Source organism: Massilia sp. BHUDP2 (assembly GCF_046236355.1).
Classification (GTDB): Bacteria; Pseudomonadota; Gammaproteobacteria; order Burkholderiales; family Burkholderiaceae_D; genus Telluria; species Telluria varians.
Map to the genome: position 1 here is coordinate 441,269 of NZ_JBJUVW010000001.1, position 18,374 is coordinate 459,642.

General features: G+C 65.7%; 18 protein-coding genes. 13 read left to right on the top strand and 5 right to left on the bottom strand.

The window, feature by feature from the left end:
• Positions 1-184: 184 nt before the first annotated feature.
• The 7 genes from ACK6C6_RS01925 to ilvD all read left to right on the top strand — a co-directional run bounded on the left by ACK6C6_RS01925 (position 185) and on the right by ilvD (position 6,692).
• Entirely contained in the window at positions 185-799 is a 615-nt protein-coding gene (locus ACK6C6_RS01925; protein ID WP_409265608.1) for a YqgE/AlgH family protein, read from the top strand.
• An 18-nt stretch (positions 800-817) separates the two neighbouring features.
• Entirely contained in the window at positions 818-1,210 is a 393-nt protein-coding gene (ruvX, locus tag ACK6C6_RS01930; protein ID WP_036214949.1) for a Holliday junction resolvase RuvX, read from the top strand.
• Positions 1,197-1,727: a bifunctional pyr operon transcriptional regulator/uracil phosphoribosyltransferase PyrR gene (gene pyrR / locus ACK6C6_RS01935; RefSeq protein WP_285375096.1), complete on the top strand. Its 531-nt coding sequence runs from the start codon at positions 1,197-1,199 to the stop codon at positions 1,725-1,727. The genes ruvX and pyrR overlap by 14 nt, the downstream gene beginning before the upstream one ends.
• The gene (locus tag ACK6C6_RS01940) at positions 1,708-2,685 is read left to right on the top strand and encodes an aspartate carbamoyltransferase catalytic subunit (protein ID WP_409265609.1); all 978 of its coding nucleotides are present in this window, start codon (positions 1,708-1,710) and stop codon (positions 2,683-2,685) included. The genes pyrR and ACK6C6_RS01940 overlap by 20 nt, the downstream gene beginning before the upstream one ends.
• Positions 2,686-2,696: 11 nt before the next feature.
• Positions 2,697-3,977, top strand: coding sequence for a dihydroorotase (locus tag ACK6C6_RS01945; protein WP_409267293.1), 1,281 nt, complete (start codon positions 2,697-2,699; stop codon positions 3,975-3,977).
• 21 nt (positions 3,978-3,998) lie between these two features.
• Positions 3,999-4,736 (top strand): lysophospholipid acyltransferase family protein, encoded by a 738-nt coding sequence (locus ACK6C6_RS01950; RefSeq protein ID WP_409265611.1) that lies wholly within the window; start codon positions 3,999-4,001, stop codon positions 4,734-4,736.
• A gap of 93 nt (positions 4,737-4,829) precedes the next feature.
• Complete coding sequence (gene ilvD / locus ACK6C6_RS01955; protein WP_209587443.1) at positions 4,830-6,692, top strand: dihydroxy-acid dehydratase; 1,863 nt, start codon at positions 4,830-4,832, stop codon at positions 6,690-6,692.
• 30 nt (positions 6,693-6,722) lie between these two features.
• Here the strand turns inward: ilvD and ACK6C6_RS01960 are convergent, their stop codons facing one another.
• On the bottom strand, positions 6,723-7,580 hold the full coding sequence (locus ACK6C6_RS01960; RefSeq protein ID WP_409265612.1) for a symmetrical bis(5'-nucleosyl)-tetraphosphatase: 858 nt from the start codon (positions 7,578-7,580) through the stop codon (positions 6,723-6,725).
• Between the two features lie 299 nt (positions 7,581-7,879).
• On the opposite strand from ACK6C6_RS01960, the gene ACK6C6_RS01965 reads away from it, so the two are divergent.
• The 6 genes from ACK6C6_RS01965 to ACK6C6_RS01990 all read left to right on the top strand — a co-directional run bounded on the left by ACK6C6_RS01965 (position 7,880) and on the right by ACK6C6_RS01990 (position 13,858).
• On the top strand, positions 7,880-8,980 hold the full coding sequence (locus tag ACK6C6_RS01965) for a glycosyltransferase family 4 protein (RefSeq protein WP_409265613.1): 1,101 nt from the start codon (positions 7,880-7,882) through the stop codon (positions 8,978-8,980).
• 92 nt (positions 8,981-9,072) lie between these two features.
• Positions 9,073-9,390 (top strand): H-NS family nucleoid-associated regulatory protein, encoded by a 318-nt coding sequence (locus ACK6C6_RS01970; RefSeq protein ID WP_027866660.1) that lies wholly within the window; start codon positions 9,073-9,075, stop codon positions 9,388-9,390.
• 218 nt (positions 9,391-9,608) lie between these two features.
• On the top strand, positions 9,609-10,991 hold the full coding sequence (locus ACK6C6_RS01975; protein ID WP_409265614.1) for a phosphomannomutase/phosphoglucomutase: 1,383 nt from the start codon (positions 9,609-9,611) through the stop codon (positions 10,989-10,991).
• Positions 10,992-11,001: 10 nt separating this feature from the next.
• Complete coding sequence (gene waaC, locus ACK6C6_RS01980) at positions 11,002-11,982, top strand: lipopolysaccharide heptosyltransferase I (RefSeq protein ID WP_409265616.1); 981 nt, start codon at positions 11,002-11,004, stop codon at positions 11,980-11,982.
• Entirely contained in the window at positions 11,979-13,247 is a 1,269-nt protein-coding gene (gene waaA, locus ACK6C6_RS01985; RefSeq protein WP_409265617.1) for a lipid IV(A) 3-deoxy-D-manno-octulosonic acid transferase, read from the top strand. The genes waaC and waaA overlap by 4 nt, the downstream gene beginning before the upstream one ends.
• A gap of 89 nt (positions 13,248-13,336) precedes the next feature.
• Entirely contained in the window at positions 13,337-13,858 is a 522-nt protein-coding gene (locus tag ACK6C6_RS01990; protein WP_409265618.1) for a YcxB family protein, read from the top strand.
• Positions 13,859-13,971: 113 nt separating this feature from the next.
• On the opposite strand, the gene ACK6C6_RS01995 is transcribed toward ACK6C6_RS01990, so the two are convergent.
• The 4 genes from ACK6C6_RS01995 to glyS are packed head-to-tail and all read right to left on the bottom strand — an operon-like array spanning position 13,972 to position 18,367.
• Positions 13,972-14,874: a M48 family metallopeptidase gene (locus ACK6C6_RS01995; protein ID WP_409265619.1), complete on the bottom strand. Its 903-nt coding sequence runs from the start codon at positions 14,872-14,874 to the stop codon at positions 13,972-13,974.
• A 44-nt stretch (positions 14,875-14,918) separates the two neighbouring features.
• On the bottom strand, positions 14,919-15,659 hold the full coding sequence (locus ACK6C6_RS02000; protein ID WP_209587451.1) for a lysophospholipid acyltransferase family protein: 741 nt from the start codon (positions 15,657-15,659) through the stop codon (positions 14,919-14,921).
• A gap of 47 nt (positions 15,660-15,706) precedes the next feature.
• Positions 15,707-16,261, bottom strand: a complete 555-nt coding sequence (gene gmhB / locus ACK6C6_RS02005) for a D-glycero-beta-D-manno-heptose 1,7-bisphosphate 7-phosphatase (protein ID WP_036215260.1) — start codon at positions 16,259-16,261, stop codon at positions 15,707-15,709.
• 9 nt (positions 16,262-16,270) lie between these two features.
• Entirely contained in the window at positions 16,271-18,367 is a 2,097-nt protein-coding gene (gene glyS, locus ACK6C6_RS02010) for a glycine--tRNA ligase subunit beta (protein WP_409265621.1), read from the bottom strand.
• Between the last annotated feature and the right edge of the window lie 7 nt (positions 18,368-18,374).

Here is an 18,374-nt window from a genome sequence, read left to right on the forward strand (position 1 = left end):
TCTTTCCAGGGTATGCATCGAGGGTCTATCGGGGCGCTTCCATCGGCCCCACAGCGATTCGGTGTAAACTATCGAAAAGCGTAACGTTGTTTTGTGGACACTTCGCGGTCAAACCTGAGTGGGCCCATGTGAGAGTAAGCGTATGAAAAAAAGCAAAGTTGGCAGCACTCACCCGATGCCCGGCATGCCACCGGAACAGAGTGAAACGCTCGGTAAGATCAGCCCGGCTTCTACAGGGCTGAACCTCGCCAACCATTTCTTGATCGCCATGCCCTCGATCCAGGATCCGATCTTCGGCGGCACCGTCGTCTATATTTGCGAGCACAACGAGAAGGGCGTGCTTGGCGTGGTCATCAACAAGCCGACCGACATGACGATGGAAGTGCTGTTCGACCGCGTCGACCTGAAGCTCGCCCCGGGCTTGCGCTCCTCGGTGGTGGACCAGCCGATCATGTTCGGCGGCCCGGTGCAGGACGACCGCGGCTTCGTGCTGCATTCGCCGGGCGGACGCTTCTCGTCCTCGCTCTCCGTCACCGACGACGTCGCCTTCACCACCTCGATCGACGTGCTGGAAGCCGTCGCCAGCGGCTCCGGCCCGGCCCGCATGCTGGTCTCGATCGGCTATGCCGGCTGGAGCCCGGGACAGCTCGAGGAAGAACTCTCGCGCAACGGCTGGCTCACCGTGGGCGCCGACGCCAAGGTCCTGTTCGACCTGCCGATCGAGGAACGCTATACCGCCGCCATCAAACTGCTGGGAATCGATCCTTTAATGCTAGCGACTGAAGCCGGCCATGCATAAGGGGGGCTTCGAACCCTGATGGTTGACATCGTTTTTGGATTTGACTTCGGTGTCAAACGCATCGGCATTGCCATGGGCAACACCCTCACCGGGCAAGCCCAACCGTTGACCGTCATCAAGGCGGTCGACAACGCCACCCGTTTCCAGGTCATCGGCGAGCTCATCAACGAATGGAAGCCGGCCCGCCTCGTGGTCGGCGAGCCGCGCCATCCCGACGGCGCCGAGCACGACATGACCCTGCGCAGCCGGCGCTTCGCCAACCAGCTCCACGGCCGCTTCAACCTGCCTGTCGAACTCGTCGACGAGCGCTATTCGTCCGCCGTCATTCCGCAACGGCGCGGCGAGATCATCGACGCCAAGGCGGCCGCCATCATTTTGCAACAATACTTTGACGCTCATGCCAACATCTAATCAAGACTACGATGCGGAAGCGCTGTACCGCGAGCTGCTGGGCCAGGTCCGTGCCGGCCTGGACGGCGTGCCCGATGCCGCCATCGTCGGCATCCACTCCGGCGGCGCCTGGCTGGCCGAACGCCTCGCGCGCGACCTCGACCTGCTTGGGCGCTTCGGCACCATCGACGTCTCGTTCTACCGCGACGACTACGCCAAGAAGGGCCTGCACCCGGACGTGAAGCCGACCCACATCCGCTTCCCGGTCGACGGCGCGACGGTGGTGCTGGTGGACGACGTGCTGCAGACCGGCCGCACCGTGCGCGCCGCGATCAACGTGCTGTTCGACTACGGTCGCCCGGCCTGCATCCGCCTGGCGGCCCTGGCCGACCGCGGCGGGCGCGAGCTGCCGGTGGCGCCCGACTACGTCGGCACCCGCGCCGAGCTGGCGCCGCAGCAGTCGCTGTGCCTGCAGCGCGACGACGCCGGCCAACTTTCGCTGACCATTGAAGAAGACAATGTCCAAGATCTTTCTTAACCCGCAACTGAACAAGAACGGGGAGCTGCAGCACCTGCTCACCATCGAAGGACTGCCCAAGTCGGTCATCAACCACATCCTCGACACCGCCTCGAGCTTCGTGGGCATTTCCGACCGCGAGGTCAAGAAGGTGCCGCTGATGCGCGGCAAGAGCGTGTTCAACCTGTTCTTCGAAAACAGCACGCGCACCCGCACCACCTTCGAGATCGCCGCCAAGCGCCTGTCGGCCGACGTCATCAACCTGAACATCCAGGCCTCGTCGGCCAGCAAGGGCGAGTCGCTGCTCGACACCATCGACAACCTGTCGGCCATGCACGCCGACATGTTCGTGGTGCGCCACGCACAGTCCGGCGCGCCCTACCTGATCGCCAAGCACCTGGTCGAGACCGGGCAGTCGCACGTGCACGTCGTGAACGCCGGCGACGGCCGCCACGCGCACCCGACCCAGGGCCTGCTCGACATGTACACGATCCGCCACTACAAGAAGGACTTCACCAACCTGCGGGTGGCGATCGTCGGCGACATCCTGCATAGCCGCGTGGCGCGCTCGGACATCCATGCGCTGACCACCCTGGGCGTGCCGGAAGTGCGCGCCATCGGCCCGCACACGCTGCTGCCGGGCGGTCTAACCGAGATGGGTGTTCGTACTTTCACGGACATGGACGAGGGCCTGAAGGACGTCGACGTCATCATCATGCTGCGCCTGCAGAACGAACGCATGAGCGGCGCGTTGCTGCCTTCGGCGCAGGAGTACTTCAAGAGCTACGGCCTGACCCCGGAGCGCCTGGCGCTGGCCAAGCCGGATGCGATCGTGATGCACCCGGGCCCGATGAACCGCGGCGTCGAGATCGACTCGGCGGTGGCCGACGGCAGCCAGGCGGTGATCCTGCCGCAGGTGACCTTCGGCATTGCGGTACGCATGGCGGTGATGAGCATTTTGGCAGGAGGCAGGGCGTGAAATTCGCACGGATGAACTACCACATCAAGAACGGCCGGGTGATCGACCCGGCAAACAACATCGACCAGGTCACAGACCTGTTCATCGCCGGCGGCAAGATCGCCGCCCTCGGCAGTGCCCCGGAAGGCTTCAGCGCCGACCAGACGTTCGATGCGACCGGCCTGGTGGTCGCTCCCGGCCTGGTCGACCTGTCCGCGCGCCTGCGCGAGCCGGGCTACGAGTACAAGGCGACGCTGGAATCCGAAATGCAGGCGGCGATGCAGGGTGGCGTGACCACCCTGGTCTGCCCGCCGGACACCGACCCGGTGCTGGACGAGCCGGGCCTGGTGGAGATGCTCAAGCACCGCGCGCGCATCCTCGACCAGGCCAATGTGCACCCGCTGGGCGCGCTGACCATGGGCCTGAAGGGCCAGGCGCTCACCGAAATGGCCGAGCTGACCGAAGCCGGCTGCATCGGCTTCTCGCAGGCCGAGGTGCCGGTGCTGGACACCACCGTGCTGCTGCGCGCCATGCAGTATGCCAAGACCTTCGGCTACACCGTATGGCTGCGCCCGCAGGACGCCCACATCGGCCGCGGCGGCGTGGCCCACAGCGGCCCGCTGGCCTCGCGCCTGGGGCTGTCGGGCGTGCCGGTCATGTCGGAAACCATCGCCCTGCACACCATCTTCGAGCTGATGCGCGCCACCGGCGCGCGCGTGCACCTGTGCCGCATGTCCTCCGCGGCCGGCCTGGCGCTGGTCGCCAGCGCCAAGAAGGAAGGCTTGAACGTCACTTGCGACGTCGGCGTGCACCACCTGCACATGACCGACGCCGACATCGGCTTCTTCGACCCGAATGCGCGCTTCAACCCGCCGCTGCGCAGCCAGCGCGACCGCGACGCGATCCGCGCCGCCCTGCTGGACGGCACCGTGGACGCGGTCTGCTCCGACCACACCCCGGTCGACGAGGACGAGAAGCTGCTGCCCTTCGCCGAAGCGACCCCGGGCGCGACCGGCCTGGAGCTGCTGCTGGCGCTCACCCTGAAGTGGGTGGAAGACCAGGATGGCAAGGAGGCGCTGGCCCAGGCGCTCGCCAAGGTCACCTCGAGCCCGGCGCGCATCGCCGGACTGCCCGCCGGCACCCTGTCGGTGGGCGCCGCGGCCGACGTGGTGCTGTTCGACCCGGAGGCCCGCTGGAAGGTCGAGCGCAAGGCCCTGGCGAGCCAGGGCAAGCACACGCCTTTCCTCGGCTTCGAGCTAGCCGGGCAGGTGCGGGCGACGCTGGTGCGCGGGCGCGTCGCCTTCCAGCGTTGATGAGGTGAGCCCGCTCGCATCGTGAAGATCCGGCTTGCCCTGCGCCTGGCGCGCGTCGTGGTCCACCTGGTGGCGGGCCTGGCGACCTGCGCCCTGGTGTTCCCGCTGGTCTCGCTCGCCACGCGCGAGCGCCTCACGCGGCGCTGGTCGCGCAAGCTGCTCGGCCTGTGCCGCGTGAGCGTCGAGCAGACGCCGGGAGCGCCCGTGCTCGAGCACGCACTGATCGTGGCCAACCACGTCTCCTGGCTCGACATCTTCGTCATCAACGCGCTGCATCCCTGCCGCTTCGTGGCCAAGGCCGAGATCCGCTCCTGGCCCGTGCTCGGCTGGCTGGCCGCCGCCGCCGGCACGGTCTTCATCGCGCGCGGCAACCGGCGCGAGCTGCGCCACATCTTCAAGGGCCTGGTTACCGTCTTGCAGGAGGGCCAGCGGGTCGCCTTTTTCCCCGAAGGGACGACGTCCAGGCAGGGCGAAGTGCTGCCTTTCCACGCCAACCTGTTCGAGGCCGCCATCGATGCGAAAGTGGCGGTGCAGCCCTATGCGCTGTCCTATGTGGACGCGAGCGGCGCCTATCACCATTCGGTCGACTACACCGGCGACACCACCTTCGTGGACAGCCTGTTCACGATCCTGGAAGGCAAGCCGGTGATCGCGCGGCTGCAGCCGCTGGCGCCGATCGATGCAACCGGGGCGCACCGCCGCGAGCTGGCCGAGACTGCGCAGGAGGCGGTCGGCGCAGCATTGCACCGTGATATGTAAAACGTATCACAGAGCAATAAATCATATATTGGACAACTCACAGCCGAGGCGGCACGCTGGTGCTTTGCTGATACGCTGTTCGAGGAGACCACCATGCCGACTTACCGTTCCCGCACCACCACCCAGGGCCGCAACATGGCCGGCGCCCGTGCCCTGTGGCGCGCCACCGGCATGAAGGACGGCGACTTCGAGAAACCGATCATCGCGGTGGTCAACTCCTTCACCCAGTTCGTGCCCGGCCACGTGCACCTGAAGGACCTGGGCCAGCTGGTGGCGCGCGAGATCGAAGCCAGCGGCGGCGTGGCCAAGGAATTCAATACCATCGCGGTCGACGACGGCATCGCCATGGGCCACGGCGGCATGCTGTACTCGCTGCCTTCGCGCGACCTGATCGCCGACTCGGTCGAGTACATGGTCAACGCCCACTGCGCCGACGCCATGGTCTGCATCTCGAACTGCGACAAGATCACCCCGGGCATGCTGATGGCCGCGATGCGCCTGAACATCCCGACCGTGTTCGTCTCCGGCGGCCCGATGGAAGCGGGCAAGGTGGTCAAGGTGGTCAACAACGACCGCAAGGTGATCAAGCTGGATCTCGTTGACGCCATGATCAAGGCTGGCGACAGCACGGTGTCCGATGCCGACGTTGCCGAGATCGAGCGCTCGGCCTGTCCGACCTGCGGCTCCTGCTCGGGCATGTTCACCGCGAACTCGATGAACTGTCTGACCGAGGCGCTGGGCCTGTCGCTGCCGGGCAACGGCACCATCGTCGCCACCCACGCCGACCGCAAGGAACTGTTCCTGCGCGCCGGCCGCCTGATCGTGGAAGTCGCCAAGCGCCACTACGAGCAGGACGACTACTCGGTGCTGCCGCGCTCGATCGCCACCAAGGCCGCCTGGGAAAACGCGATGGCGCTGGACGTCTCGATGGGCGGCTCCACCAACACCGTGCTGCACCTGCTGGCGGCGGCGCACGAGGCCGGCGTGGACTTCACCATGGCCGACATCGACCGCATTTCGCGCAAGGTGCCCTGCCTGTGCAAGGTGGCGCCGATGACCGACAAGTACCACATCGAGGACGTGCACCGCGCCGGCGGCATCATCTCCATCCTGGGCGAACTGGCGCGCGCCGGTCTGCTCGACACCTCGCTGCCGACCGTGCACAGTCCGACCATGGGTGAGGCGATCGAGAAGTACGACATCAAGCGCAGCGACGATCCTGCCGTGCACCGGATGTTCCGCGCGGCGCCGGGCGGCGTGCCGACCCAGGTCGCGTTCTCGCAGGCCGAGCGCTACGAGGAAAACGACCTCGATCGCAGCACGGGCTGCATCCGCGACCGCGAACACGCCTATTCGCAGGATGGGGGGCTGGCGGTCCTGTACGGCAACATCGCCGAGAAGGGCTGCATCGTGAAGACGGCGGGCGTGGACGAGAGCATCCTCAAGTTCAGCGGCAAGGCGCGCGTGTTCGAAAGCCAGGACGCGGCGGTGGAAGGCATCCTCGGCGACACGGTACACGCCGGCGACGTGGTCATCATCCGCTACGAAGGCCCGAAGGGCGGGCCGGGCATGCAGGAGATGCTGTATCCGACCTCGTACATCAAGTCCAAGGGCCTCGGCAAGGCCTGCGCGCTGTTCACCGACGGGCGCTTCTCGGGCGGCTCCTCGGGCCTGGTGATCGGCCATGCCTCGCCGGAAGCGGCCGAAGGCGGCGCGATCGGGCTGGTGGAGGAGGGCGACATCATCGACATCGACATCCCGGCGCGCACCATCAACCTGCGCGTGAGCTTCGAAGAGCTGGCGCACCGGCGCGGCAAGATGGAAGAGCGCGGCCGCGATGCGTGGAAGCCGGTGGCGCGCGAGCGCTACGTGTCGCAGGCGCTGCAGGCGTATGCGGCGCTCACCACCTCGGCGGACCGCGGCGCGGTGCGCGACCTGAGCCAGCTGCACCGCTGATGTCAACAATGGCCGGCCTTGCCGGCCATCTTACTTTTTACCGCTGTGCTCCCGATACTCGGGACAATCCACCTGCAGCAGCGAGCGGTCGTCGAGGCACACCGCCGTCAGCTTCCCGCCCCACACGCAGCCGCTGTCGAGTCCCACCAGGTTGGGCCGCAGCACCAGCCCCAGCGCCGACCAGTGCCCGAACACCACGGTCACGTCGGCCGTGGCCCGCTGGGGCAGGTCGAACCAGGGCACCAGGCCGGAGCCTTCCGGCCCGCTCTCGCTTTCCTTGTGCAGGAAATCCATGCTCCCGTCCGGCGCGCACAGGCGCATGCGGGTGAGCGCGTTGACGATGCAGCGCAGGCGCGCCATCCCCGTCAGGCTGTCGTCCCACTGATTCGGCTCGTTCCCGTACATCTGGCCCAGGAGATCGATCCAGCCGTCGCCGCGCAGCACGGCTTCGACCTCGTGCGCCAGCGCCATCGTCTGCGCCGCGTTCCATTGCGGCGCGACGCCGGCGTGCACCAGCAGGTGCGCATCAACGAACATCGCCAGCGGGCGCTGGCGCAGCCACCCGATGAGTTCATCGCGGTCGGGTGCGGCCAGGATCTCGTCGAGCGTATCGGAGCGGCTGCTGCGCTGCGCGCCGACCGCCACCGCGATCAGGTGCAGGTCATGGTTGCCGAGCAGCGCTTCGATGCGGCCGGGATTCTCTTCGGACAGCGCCTTCATGCGGCGCAGTGCGGTCAGCGAATCCGGACCGCGGTTGATCAGGTCGCCCACGAACAGGATGCGCGGCTGCGTTTGTCCATGCTGGTGCGCGTCGTCGACGATGCGGTCGATCAGGAGTTGGGCTTCGTGGGCACAGCCCTGCAGGTCGCCGATGGCGTAGGTTCTCATGTTGTTCTTATCGAAGTGGGTGGAGCAGAGAGCGATAGCGCCCTTGTGCCGATACTAAATGATTTCGCCCGTGTCCGCATCGGCACGGCGAAACTCAGGCGAATACGGAACACGTGCGCGCAATCGAACTGGCGCGAATTTGATGCAATCGAACAACGCCGTGCAGAATCGCATTCGGCTCCGGAGTGCCTCATCTATTCCGGTACAATGGGCCACCATTCCCACGATAAGAGTGCGGTGTTTTTTTCCGCAGGATCGACGCGGAAACGACTTACAGTGTGCACCGAAAGAATAATAAAATGTTCTCCTTTTTCGTCGGTTTCGTATCCTGTGCACTGCTCACCCTGCTGGTGATTAAGTATGCGAAGCGCAATGGCTTTGCGCTCGATACCGATTATGGCGGCGTGCAGAAGTTCCACGCGCATGTGGTTGCGCGCATCGGCGGAGTGCCGATCTTTCTCGCCGTCTTATTCACCGCCGCGATGTCGACGATGCGCGAACCGGCGCTCGGCGCATGGATCGCGCCGCTGCTCGGATGCGCCTTCATTGCCATGGCCGGCGGTATCGTCGAAGACTATACGGGCCGCGTTTCACCGGCGCGCCGGCTGCTGCTCACGATGCTTGCCGCGCTGTTCGCCTATTACCTGCTCGATGCAAAACTGGTGCGCCTCGACCTGCCCTGGGGCGCGCTGCCGCTGCAATGGGATCTGGTGGTGCTGCCGCTCACGGTGCTCGCGGTGGCGGGCATTGCGAATGCAGTGAATATCATCGACGGCTTCAATGGCCTGGCCAGCATGGTCAGCATTTGCATGCTGCTGTCGCTGGCCTATGTGGCGCTGCAGGTGGGGGACATGGTGGTGCTGGTGACCGCGCTGATCGTGGCCGGCGCCACTGCGGGCTTCCTGATCTGGAATTATCCGGTGGGCCTGATTTTCCTCGGCGACGGCGGCGCCTACTTCATCGGTTTCATGCTCGGCGAGCTCGCGCTGCTGCTGGTGATGCGCAATCCCGGCGTGTCCACCTGGTACGCCGCGCTGCTGCTGATTTATCCCGCATTCGAAACGATATTCTCCGCTTACCGCCGCATGTTCGTGCGCGGTAAATCACCGGCACTGCCGGACGGAATTCATCTGCATAGTTTGATATTCCGGCGTATCGTGCAATGGACGGTAGGGCCGCGCGAGGCGCGCGCACTGATGAAACGGAACGCGCGCACCTCGCCTTATTTATGGCTGTTTTCCCTGATGGCCGTCATTCCGGCAACCGTGTTCTGGAAAAACACCAGTGTGCTCATCTTCTTCAGTTTGTTGTTTATAATCAGTTACCTCTGGTTATATGTGCGTATTGTTCGATTTAAGTCGCCACGCTGGCTTTTCTTACAAAAGAAAAAGCGCAATTAACTTATTAATGCTAGTATATTGCGACAATTGGTGAGTATCTCGCCATGCCGTACAAGCTTTAATTTCAACCTTTCATTCAAGAGGGAACGACGATGGATCTGTCCAATATGTCCGTAGGCGATTTGCGCAACCTGCAGGAACAAATCAAGCAGGAGATGAAGAAGCGCGAAGTCCAGGAAGTGCAAAAGGCGCGCGAACAGATTCTGGCGATCGCGCAGAGTGTTGGCGTGCCCCTCAAGGACCTGCTGGCGACCGGCGGCCGCGGCAACGCGACCAAGGGCAATTCGGTGGCCGTGCGTTATCGTCATCCGGACAATGCATCGCAGCAGTGGACCGGCCGCGGCCGCCAGCCGAAATGGGTCAAGGAATGGGTCGAAGGCGGCAAGTCGCTCGACAAGCTGCGCGTCTAAGCTTATTCCGGCCGGACTTCCCGGCCCTGGCAGGACCAGCGCGAGCGGTCCGTCCGTTTCCCACCGGACGCCGCTTGCCGCTACAATAGCTGTATTTGTCATTCCTTCAAGGAAGCGCGTCAGTGCTCCCTCGATGACTATCCAATAATTAGGCGCCGACGCCTGCCGCGTCCTCCGGCTGCTTTCGTATGCCCGCGCCCCAGCTTTTCAAGGACATCATGGTTGCTCTCTCGAAAACGATCTTCAAGGCCTATGACATTCGCGGCGTCATCGACAAGACGCTGGATGAAGGCATTGCACGCCACATCGGCCGCGCATTCGGCGCCGCCGCCCTGGCGAAGGGAGAGCGCAAGGTCGTGATCGGCCGCGACGGCCGCCTGTCGGGTCCCGGCCTGGCCGCCGCCCTGGGCGAAGGCCTGCGCGACGCCGGCGTGGACGTGATCGACCTCGGCATGGTCGCCACCCCGATGGTCTACTTTGCCACCAACGTGCTCGACACCCGTTCGGGCATCATGGTCACCGGCAGCCACAACCCGCCGGACTACAACGGCTTCAAGATGGTCATGGCGGGCGAGGCGATCTACGGCGACGCCATTCTGGCCCTGCACGACAGTATCGCCGCCTACGACGGCAAGGTCGCCGAACAGCGCGGCGCCTACGGCACCCACGACATCCGCGCCGCCTACCTCGAGCGCATCATTGGCGACGTCAAGGTCGCGCGCCCGATCAAGATCGCGGTCGACTGCGGCAACGGCGTGGCCGGCGCCTTTGCCGGCGACCTGTATCGCGGCATGGGCTGCGAGGTGGTCGAACTGTTCTGCGAAGTGGATGGCCACTTCCCGAACCACCACCCGGACCCGGCGCACCCGGAAAACCTGCAGGACCTCATCAAGGCGCTGCAGGACACCGACGCCGAAATCGGCCTGGCCTTCGATGGCGACGGCGATCGCCTCGGCATCGTCACCAAGGATGGCCAGATCATCTTCCCGGACCGCCAGATGATGCTGTTCGCCAGCGACGTCCTGTCGCGCAATCCGGGCGCCGAGATCCTGTACGACGTCAAGTGCACCCGCCACCTCGCTCCCTGGATCGAGAAAGCCGGCGGCCGCCCCTTGATGTGGAAGACCGGCCACTCGCTGGTCAAGGCCAAGCTGAAGGAAACCGGTGCGCCGCTGGGCGGCGAGATGAGCGGCCACATCTTCTTCAAGGACCGCTGGTACGGCTTCGACGACGGCCTGTACGCCGGCGCGCGCATGCTCGAGATCCTGACCAAGGAAGCCGATCCGTCGAAGCTGCTCAACAGCCTGCCGATCGCCAGCAGCACCCCGGAACTGCACCTGCATCTGAAGGAAGGCGAGAACTTCGCCCTGATCGACAGCCTGCGCGCCAACGCGACGTTCCCGAGCTCGGAAAAGATCAACGGCATCGACGGCCTGCGCGTGGAATACCCGGACGGCTTCGGCCTGGCGCGTTCCTCGAACACCACCCCGGTGGTGGTCCTGCGCTTCGAAGGCGAGAACCCGGAAGCCCTGGCGCGCATCCAGGCCGAGTTCAAGTCCGTGATCCTGGCGGCCAAGCCGGACGCCGAACTGCCGTTCTAAGGACCTGCGCTTGAAGATCCTGCTGGTGCGCGTGTCGTCGCTGGGCGACGTGCTGCATAACCTGCCGATGGTGGCCGACATCCTGCGCCACCATCCGGGCGCCACCATCGACTGGGTGGTGGAAGAGGGCTATACCAGCCTGGTGCGCCTGAATCCGCACGTCCGCAACATCATCCCCTGGGCGCTGCGCCGCTGGCGCAAGGGCCTCGGCAAGGCGGAAACCCGGGCCGAGATCAAGGCCTTCTTCTCTACCTTGCGCGAGGAGGAGTACGACTATGTGTTCGATACCCAGGGCCTGCTCAAGACCGGCGTCATCATGGGCGCGGCGCGCGTGCGCAAGGGCGGCAGGAAGGTCGGCCTGGCCAACGGCAGCGAAGGCTCCGGCTACGAGGGCATCTCGCGCATCTTCCACACCGACAGCATCCCGCTGAATCCACGTACCCACGCGGTGGCGCGCGGACGCATGGTCGCCGGCGCCGCGCTCGGCTATACGGTCGACCATGCACCGGATTTCGGCCTGCCTGCGCCGCAGGCAGCGTCGCGTCCCGGCTTCCTGCCGCCTGAAGACTACGCGGTGTTCTTCCACGGCACCGCGCGCGACGCCAAGCGCTGGTCGCGCGAGAACTGGATCGAACTCGGCCGCGCCCTGGCGCCGATGCCGGTGCTGCTGCCCTGGGGCTCGCCCCAGGAACGGCAGGAGGCCGAGGCCATGGCCGCCGGCCTGCCAAACGCGCGCGTGCTGCCGAAGCTGTCGATGATGGACGCGGTGGCCCTGGCCCAGCATGCGCGCCTCGCGGTGGGCGTGGACACCGGCCTGACCCATATCGCCGCCGCCTTTGTCCGCCCGACGGTCGAGATCTACTGCGATTCGCCGAAGTGGAAGACCGAGGGCAACTGGTCGGACAGGATCGTCAACCTCGGCGACCAAGGCGCGCCGCCGTCCGCGCCCGAAGTCATCGCCGCCGCGCGCCGCCTGCTGGAGGCCGTGTGAAGCGGTGGCTGTATTCGCTGGCCTGGTGGCTGGCGCTGCCGCTCGTGTTCGGGCGCCTGTGGTGGCGCGGGCGCAAGGAGCCCGGCTACCGCGCCCACTGGGCCGAGCGCCTGGGCTTTCCCGATGCACCCCCATCGACGCGCACGACCTTGTGGGTGCACGCCGTCTCGGTCGGCGAAACCCGCGCCAGCGAACCGCTGGTCGAGGCGCTGCTCGCCGCGTATCCCGATTCCCGCATCCTGCTGACCCACATGACGCCGACCGGCCGCGCCACCGGCAAGTCCCTGTTCGGCCACCACGGCGAGCGCCTGGTGCAGTCCTACCTGCCTTACGACACCGGCTTCATGGTCGGACGCTTCCTGCGCCGCTTCCAGCCGCGCGTGTGCATCCTGATGGAGACTGAGGTGTGGCCGAACCTGGTCGACAGCTGCGCCTCGGCCGGGGTGCCGGTGGCGCTGGTCAATGCGCGCCTGTCGGAACGTTCGCTGGGGCGCGGGCAGAAGATGGGCGCCCTGATGAGGGATGCGGCGCAGGCCATCACGCTGGTGGCGGCGCAGACCGAGGCTGACGCCGGGCGCATTCGCTCGCTCGGCGCGCCGCAGGTGGCGGTGACCGGCAGCATCAAGTTCGACGTGGTGCCGCCCCAGGCCGCGCTGGAAAAGGGCGCCTGGCTGCGCGCGCAGTTCGGCGCGCGTCCCGTGTTCCTGTGCGCCAGCACGCGCGAGGGCGAGGAAGCCCTGATCCTGGACGCCTGGCAGCGTGCGGCGGACAAGCCGGCGAATGCGCTGCTGGCGATCGTGCCGCGCCATCCGCAGCGCTTCGACGAAGTCGAGAAACTGGCCGCGGCGCGCGGCTTGACGGTACAGCGGCGCTCGCGCCTGGAAGCGGGTATCGGCAACGCCGACGTCCTGCTGGGCGACTCGATGGGCGAGATGTTCGCCTACTACACCGCCTGCGATTGCGCCTTCATCGGCGGCAGCCTGATGCCGCTGGGCGGTCAGAACCTGATCGAAGCCTGCGCCCTGGGCAAGCCGGTGCTGGTGGGCGAGCACACCTTCAACTTTGCACAGGCGACCGAGGAAGCGGTAGCGGACGGCGCCGCCCTGCGCGTGCTCGATGCCGACGCCTTGATCGCAGCCGCGCTGCGCCTGCTGGAAGACGAGGCCGCCCGGCTTGGCATGGGCGCGCATGCGCTCGCGTTCGCGGGCCGCCACCGCGGCGCCACCCTGCGCACTGTTGAACTCCTGCGACGACTTATCCGGTAGGTTTTGCTACCATTCCGGTTCGAGCTCGGATAATAACCAGGGGATGCGCTATGTTGTCGTTTAATCACCCGAGGCCGCTTAGTGACCCAATGGGCAGCAATCAACCTGTCGCCATGCCGGTACAACAGCAGGCCGACGACAAGCTGTTGCACATGCCCGTGAGTGACGGCCCGGTGGATATCCCGGCGCCATCCGCTGCGCCTCCCGTTCCCTTATCCGAACTGCATTTCTTCGTGCGCTACACGCTGGGTGAATACATCAGCTTCATGTGGCAGCACGGCGGTTTCCTGATCCGCCGCCGGCGCATCCGCTGGCCAGCCAGCCTCTACCTTCGCCTGAAAAGCACCTTCGGCGCCGCCCTCCATTTCGTCATGCTCGGCCGCGGCCGGCGCACCTATGAATTCACCATCGACCAGCACGGCATCGTGCGCACCAGCGGCGGCGTGACCCTGATCGGGTGGGAAGACGTGATCGGCGTGCGCACCTATTCGCGCGGGTTCATGATGGTGCTGAAGCGCGGGACGCTGCCGATTCCGTATCGGGCGCTGTCGGAGGCGCAGATGGGGGCGATGAAGGAGTTGGCCGCCGCCCGCCGAGATGCGCTTCTGTAGGGTGGGCGGCTTTGCCGCCCACGCGGTGATAGTTTGAAGCGAGATCATCCGGCGCGATAACGGAGCCGATGGCGATCACCGCGTGGGCGGGAGACCCGCCCACCCTACGAAAATCAATCTGCAAATAATAAGGGCATCTCGAGCGACCGCTTCTTGAGCGCCAGTCGCGCCCCGTCGTAATCCGGATACACCTCGCCCACCGTCGCCCAGAAACGCGGGCTGTGGTTCATCTCGCGCAGGTGCGCCAGTTCGTGCACCACCACGTAGTCCACCAGCGACGCGGGGTAGTGGACCAGCCGCCAGTTCAGGCGGATATTCCCCTCGATCGTGCACGAACCCCAGCGCGTGCCCGCCGAGGACAGCGCGAAGGCCTTGTAGGCCACGTTCAGCTGCGGCGCGAAGAAGTCCAGGCGCTCCTTGAACAGCCGTTTCGCCTCGGCCTGGAACCACAGCTTGACGCGTTCCTTCAACTGCCATTCCGACAGGCCCGGCACCACGCCGATCCACAGCTCGCGCTTGGCCGCGTCGTACTGGCAGTGGCTGCGCGCCGCTTCTTCCAGGCGCAGCGTGATCTCGCCGCCCAGGTAGGGCAGGCGGGCGCCGTCCTTCCATTCGACCGGTGCCCGTTCCTGGCGGAGTGCACGGCGCTCGCCGCGTTCCAGCAGCTTGGTGAGGATCCAGCGCTGCTTGGCGCGGATCGCGTTGTCGATGTCGATTTGCGTGCAGCGGCGCGGGGCGGTCACGCGCAGGCCGTCGTCGTCGATCATGAAGCCGATCGAGCGGCGCGTCGAGCGGCGCAGGGCGTAATCGACCGTATGGGACCCGAGGACGATGCGCTTGAGCGGCGGCTCGCCCTCGGCGACGGGCGGACTCGGGATGAGGTGGCGCGGCGCCGGGGGCGGCGCCTTGAAGAGAGGCTGCGAGGGCGGGGCCGGTTTATCCGAAGGCTTGAGCGCCGCGAAGAATTCCTGTGCAAACAGTTCCAGCTGGTGCCCGTCGATCCTGGAAGAGGTCATAAGTTGCTGCGGTTTCGAATTCCTGATCTGGGCGCTGACGTCGCTCAGCCACCTTTGTAGACGTGGGGCGAGATAACGCGCATTTCGGATTCTATCCAATTTTCGACCTCTTGCATCATGCTGTCGGGGGTGTGGTTTTCCGGCGAAATCGGCTTGCCGATCGAGACCGTGATCAGGCCGGGGCGCTTGAGGAAGGAATTCTTCGGCCAGCACTCACCTGAATTATGCGCGATCGGGACGACCACCGTTTGGGTTTCGACAGCCAGGCGCGTACCGCCGCTCTTGTACTTGCCTTTCTGGCCCACCGGGATGCGCGTCCCTTCCGGGAACATGATGATCCACTGGCCGTCCGCGAGCCGGCGGCGGCCATGCTTGACCACCTGGGCAAACGCGTTCTTGCCCTGCGAGCGGTCGATCGGGATCATGCGCAGCAGCGCCATGCCCCAGCCGAAGAAGGGGATGTAGAGGATCTCCTTCTTGAAGACGTAGACCAGCGGCCGGGTGAGGTTCGGCAGCAGGAAGATGGTCTCCCACGCCGACTGGTGCTTGGACAGGATGATGGCCGGGCCGTCCGGCAGGTTCTCGTAGCCCTTGAACTCGTAGCGGATGCCGCAGATGAGCTTCGCGCACCAGATGATGAAGACGTTCCAGCGCGAGGTCACCCAGAAGCGCTTGTTGTAGGGCAGCGGCGCCGCCAGGAAGCATACACAGGCCCACACCACGGTGGCCACGATCATGACGATCTTGAAGAGCAGGGAACGCAGGAACAGACTGAGGGTATGCAAAGGGGCTCCGGACAATGGACTGGTTCTGGACGTGATAGCTTACTTATTTACTCGGGCCGCTGTGCCGCGGTCTTGAGGAAGGCGTTCACCATCGACGCGAGGTCGGGGAATACCTGGGTGCCGGGCGGCAGGCCGCCGGTCTGTTGGGTCTTCTCGCCCTTGCCGGTCAGGACCAGGTAGGGCACGCAGCCCATGATGAAGCCGGCCTGCAGGTCGCGCAGCGAGTCGCCCACGGTGGGCACGCCCTTCAGGCTCAGCTTGTAGCGCTTGCTGATCTCCTCGAACATGCCGGCCTTGGGCTTGCGGCAGTCGCAGTTGTCGGCCGCCGCATGCGGGCAGAAGAAGATGGCGTCGATGTCGGCGCCGACCAGCTGGGCGCTGGCGTGCAGTTTCTGGTGGATCGCGTTCAGGGTCGTGATGTCGAACAGTTCGCGCGCGATGCCCGACTGGTTCGAGGCGATCACGACCCGGTAACCCGCCTGGTTCAGGCGGGCGATCGCTTCCAGCGAGCCGGGAATGGGGATCCACTCCGCCGGCGACTTGATGAAGTCCGGCGAGTCGTGGTTGATGACCCCATCCCGGTCGAGGATGATGAGTTTCATGATAAGGCCTTATGCCGCGAGCTTCGAAATATCCGCGACGCGGTTCATCATGCCGTGCAGCTGCGACAGCAGCGCCAGGCGGTTGTTGCGCAGCTTGACGTCTTCCGCCATCACCATGACGTCGTTGAAGAAGGCGTCGACTTCATCCTTCATCAGCGCCAGCGTCTTGAGGGCGCCGGTGAAGTCGCTCTTCTCGAACGCGCTGCTGACTTCGCCCTCGAGCGCGGTCATCTTGGCGGCCAGCGCGCTTTCCGCCGGTTCGACCAGCAGCTCCTGCGCCACCGAAGCGTCCTGCGGCAGGGCGTCCTCGTTCTTCTTCAGGATGTTGGTGATGCGCTTGTTGGCGGCGGCCAGCGAGCTCGATTCCGGCAGGGCGGCGAAGGCCTGTACCGCTTCCAGGCGCTGGACCACGTCGTCGACGCGGTCCGGGTTCTGGGCCAGCACGGCCTCGACCTCGTTCGGCGAGAAGCCGCGCTCGCGCAGCATGCCGCGCAGGCGGTCCAGCATGAACACGGTGACCTCGGCACGCGGATCCTTGAACGCGGCCTGGCCTTCGAACACGCCGGCCGCTGCAGCCAGCAGCTCGGAGATCGACAGCGGCAGGCGCTTCTCGACCAGCATGCGCATCACGCCCAGGGCGTGGCGGCGCAGCGCGAACGGATCCTTCTCGCCGGTCGGCTGCAGGCCGATGGCCCAGATGCCGACCAGGGTTTCCAGCTTGTCGGCCAGCGCCGCCACCAGGCCGGTATTGGTCGAAGGGAGCGCATCGCCGGCGAAGCGCGGCTGGTAGTGCTCGGAGGCGGCCAGGGCGACTTCCTCGTGCTCGCCGTCGTGGCGCGCGTAATAAGTACCCATGATGCCCTGCAGTTCCGGGAACTCGCCCACCATGTCGGTCAGCAGGTCGGCCTTGGCCAGGCGTGCGCCGCGTTCGGCCAGCGGCACGTCGTAACCCAGGCGGCGCGCGATGCTGCTTGCCAGGATGGTGACGCGTTCGCTGCGCTCGAGTTGGGTGCCGAGCTTGTTGTGATAGACCACGTTTTCCAGCAGCGGCAGGCGCGATTCCAGGGTCTTCTTCTTGTCCTGCTCGAAGAAGAACTTGGCGTCCGACAGGCGCGGGCGCACCACGCGCTCGTTGCCGCCGATGATGGCAGAGGGGTCATCGGTTGCCAGGTTCGAGACGATCAGGAAGCGCGAGCGCAGCTTGCCCGAGGCATCGGTCAAGGCGAAATACTTCTGATTGGTCTGCATCGTCAGGATCAGGCATTCCTGCGGCACCGCCAGGAACTCCTCCTCGAAGCGGCATTCGTAGACCACCGGCCATTCGACCAGCGCGGCCACTTCGTCGAGCAGCGATTCCGGCATCAGGACCTGGTCGGCGCCAGCCTTGTCGAGCAGCTGCTTGCGGATGCTTTCCTTGCGCGCTTCGGCGCTCGACAGCACCTTGCCTTCGCTTTCCAGCACGTGCGCGTACTGGTCGGCGTGCGGGATGGCGATTTGACCGCCGTGCGACAGGAAGCGGTGGCCCATGGTGTGGCGGCCGGCTTCCAAGCCCAGCAGCGTCAGCGGCAGCACCTGTTCGCCATGCAGGGCGAGCAGCAGGTGCACCGGGCGCACGAAGTGCACCGTGTCGCCGCTCGGGCGCTGGTAGCTCATGACCTTCGGGATCGGCAGCTTGGCGACGGTCTCCTGCAGCACGTCCTGCAGGGCCCCGGCGAGCTGGCTGCCGTTGGCGGTGTAGGTGTAGAAGAAGGATTCGGCCTTGCCGTCCTGGGCGCGTTCGAGGTCGCTGATCTTCAGGTCCGGGAAGCCCAGCGCGGCCAGCTTCTTGCCAAGGGGCGCGCTCGGGTTGCCGTCCTTGTCCAGGGCGACCGAGACCGGCAGCACCTTTTCGCGGATCGATTTGTCGGGCGAGGTGCCGCGCACATTGGTGATCGTGACCGCCAGGCGGCGCGGGGTGGCGTGCGACGTGACGACGCTGTCGCTTTCCAAAAAGTCGCGCGCCTTCAGGCCATTGGCGATGCCGTTCGCAAAGGCGGCGCCCAGCTTGACGAGCGCTTTCGGCGGCAGTTCTTCGGTCTGGATTTCGACGAGGAGAGTCTGGTTCATGGTTTGT

Bases quoted from the DNA above. Each gene is read 5' to 3' on its own strand.
- pyrR (WP_285375096.1), top strand. From the start codon at position 1,197: ATGCCAACATCTAATCAAGACTACGATGCGGAAGCGCTGTACCGCGAG.
- ACK6C6_RS01945 (WP_409267293.1), top strand. From the start codon at position 2,697: ATGAACTACCACATCAAGAACGGCCGGGTGATCGACCCGGCAAACAAC.
- ACK6C6_RS01925 (WP_409265608.1), top strand. From the start codon at position 185: ATGCCACCGGAACAGAGTGAAACGCTCGGTAAGATCAGCCCGGCTTCT.
- ACK6C6_RS01990 (WP_409265618.1), top strand. From the start codon at position 13,337: ATGGGCAGCAATCAACCTGTCGCCATGCCGGTACAACAGCAGGCCGAC.
- ACK6C6_RS01995 (WP_409265619.1), bottom strand. From the start codon at position 14,874: ATGACCTCTTCCAGGATCGACGGGCACCAGCTGGAACTGTTTGCACAG.
- ACK6C6_RS01965 (WP_409265613.1), top strand. From the start codon at position 7,880: ATGTTCTCCTTTTTCGTCGGTTTCGTATCCTGTGCACTGCTCACCCTG.
- gmhB (WP_036215260.1), bottom strand. From the start codon at position 16,261: ATGAAACTCATCATCCTCGACCGGGATGGGGTCATCAACCACGACTCG.
- ACK6C6_RS01970 (WP_027866660.1), top strand. From the start codon at position 9,073: ATGGATCTGTCCAATATGTCCGTAGGCGATTTGCGCAACCTGCAGGAA.
- ACK6C6_RS01960 (WP_409265612.1), bottom strand. From the start codon at position 7,580: ATGAGAACCTACGCCATCGGCGACCTGCAGGGCTGTGCCCACGAAGCC.
- ACK6C6_RS01975 (WP_409265614.1), top strand. From the start codon at position 9,609: ATGGTTGCTCTCTCGAAAACGATCTTCAAGGCCTATGACATTCGCGGC.
- ACK6C6_RS01940 (WP_409265609.1), top strand. From the start codon at position 1,708: ATGTCCAAGATCTTTCTTAACCCGCAACTGAACAAGAACGGGGAGCTG.
- glyS (WP_409265621.1), bottom strand. From the start codon at position 18,367: ATGAACCAGACTCTCCTCGTCGAAATCCAGACCGAAGAACTGCCGCCG.
- ilvD (WP_209587443.1), top strand. From the start codon at position 4,830: ATGCCGACTTACCGTTCCCGCACCACCACCCAGGGCCGCAACATGGCC.
- ruvX (WP_036214949.1), top strand. From the start codon at position 818: ATGGTTGACATCGTTTTTGGATTTGACTTCGGTGTCAAACGCATCGGC.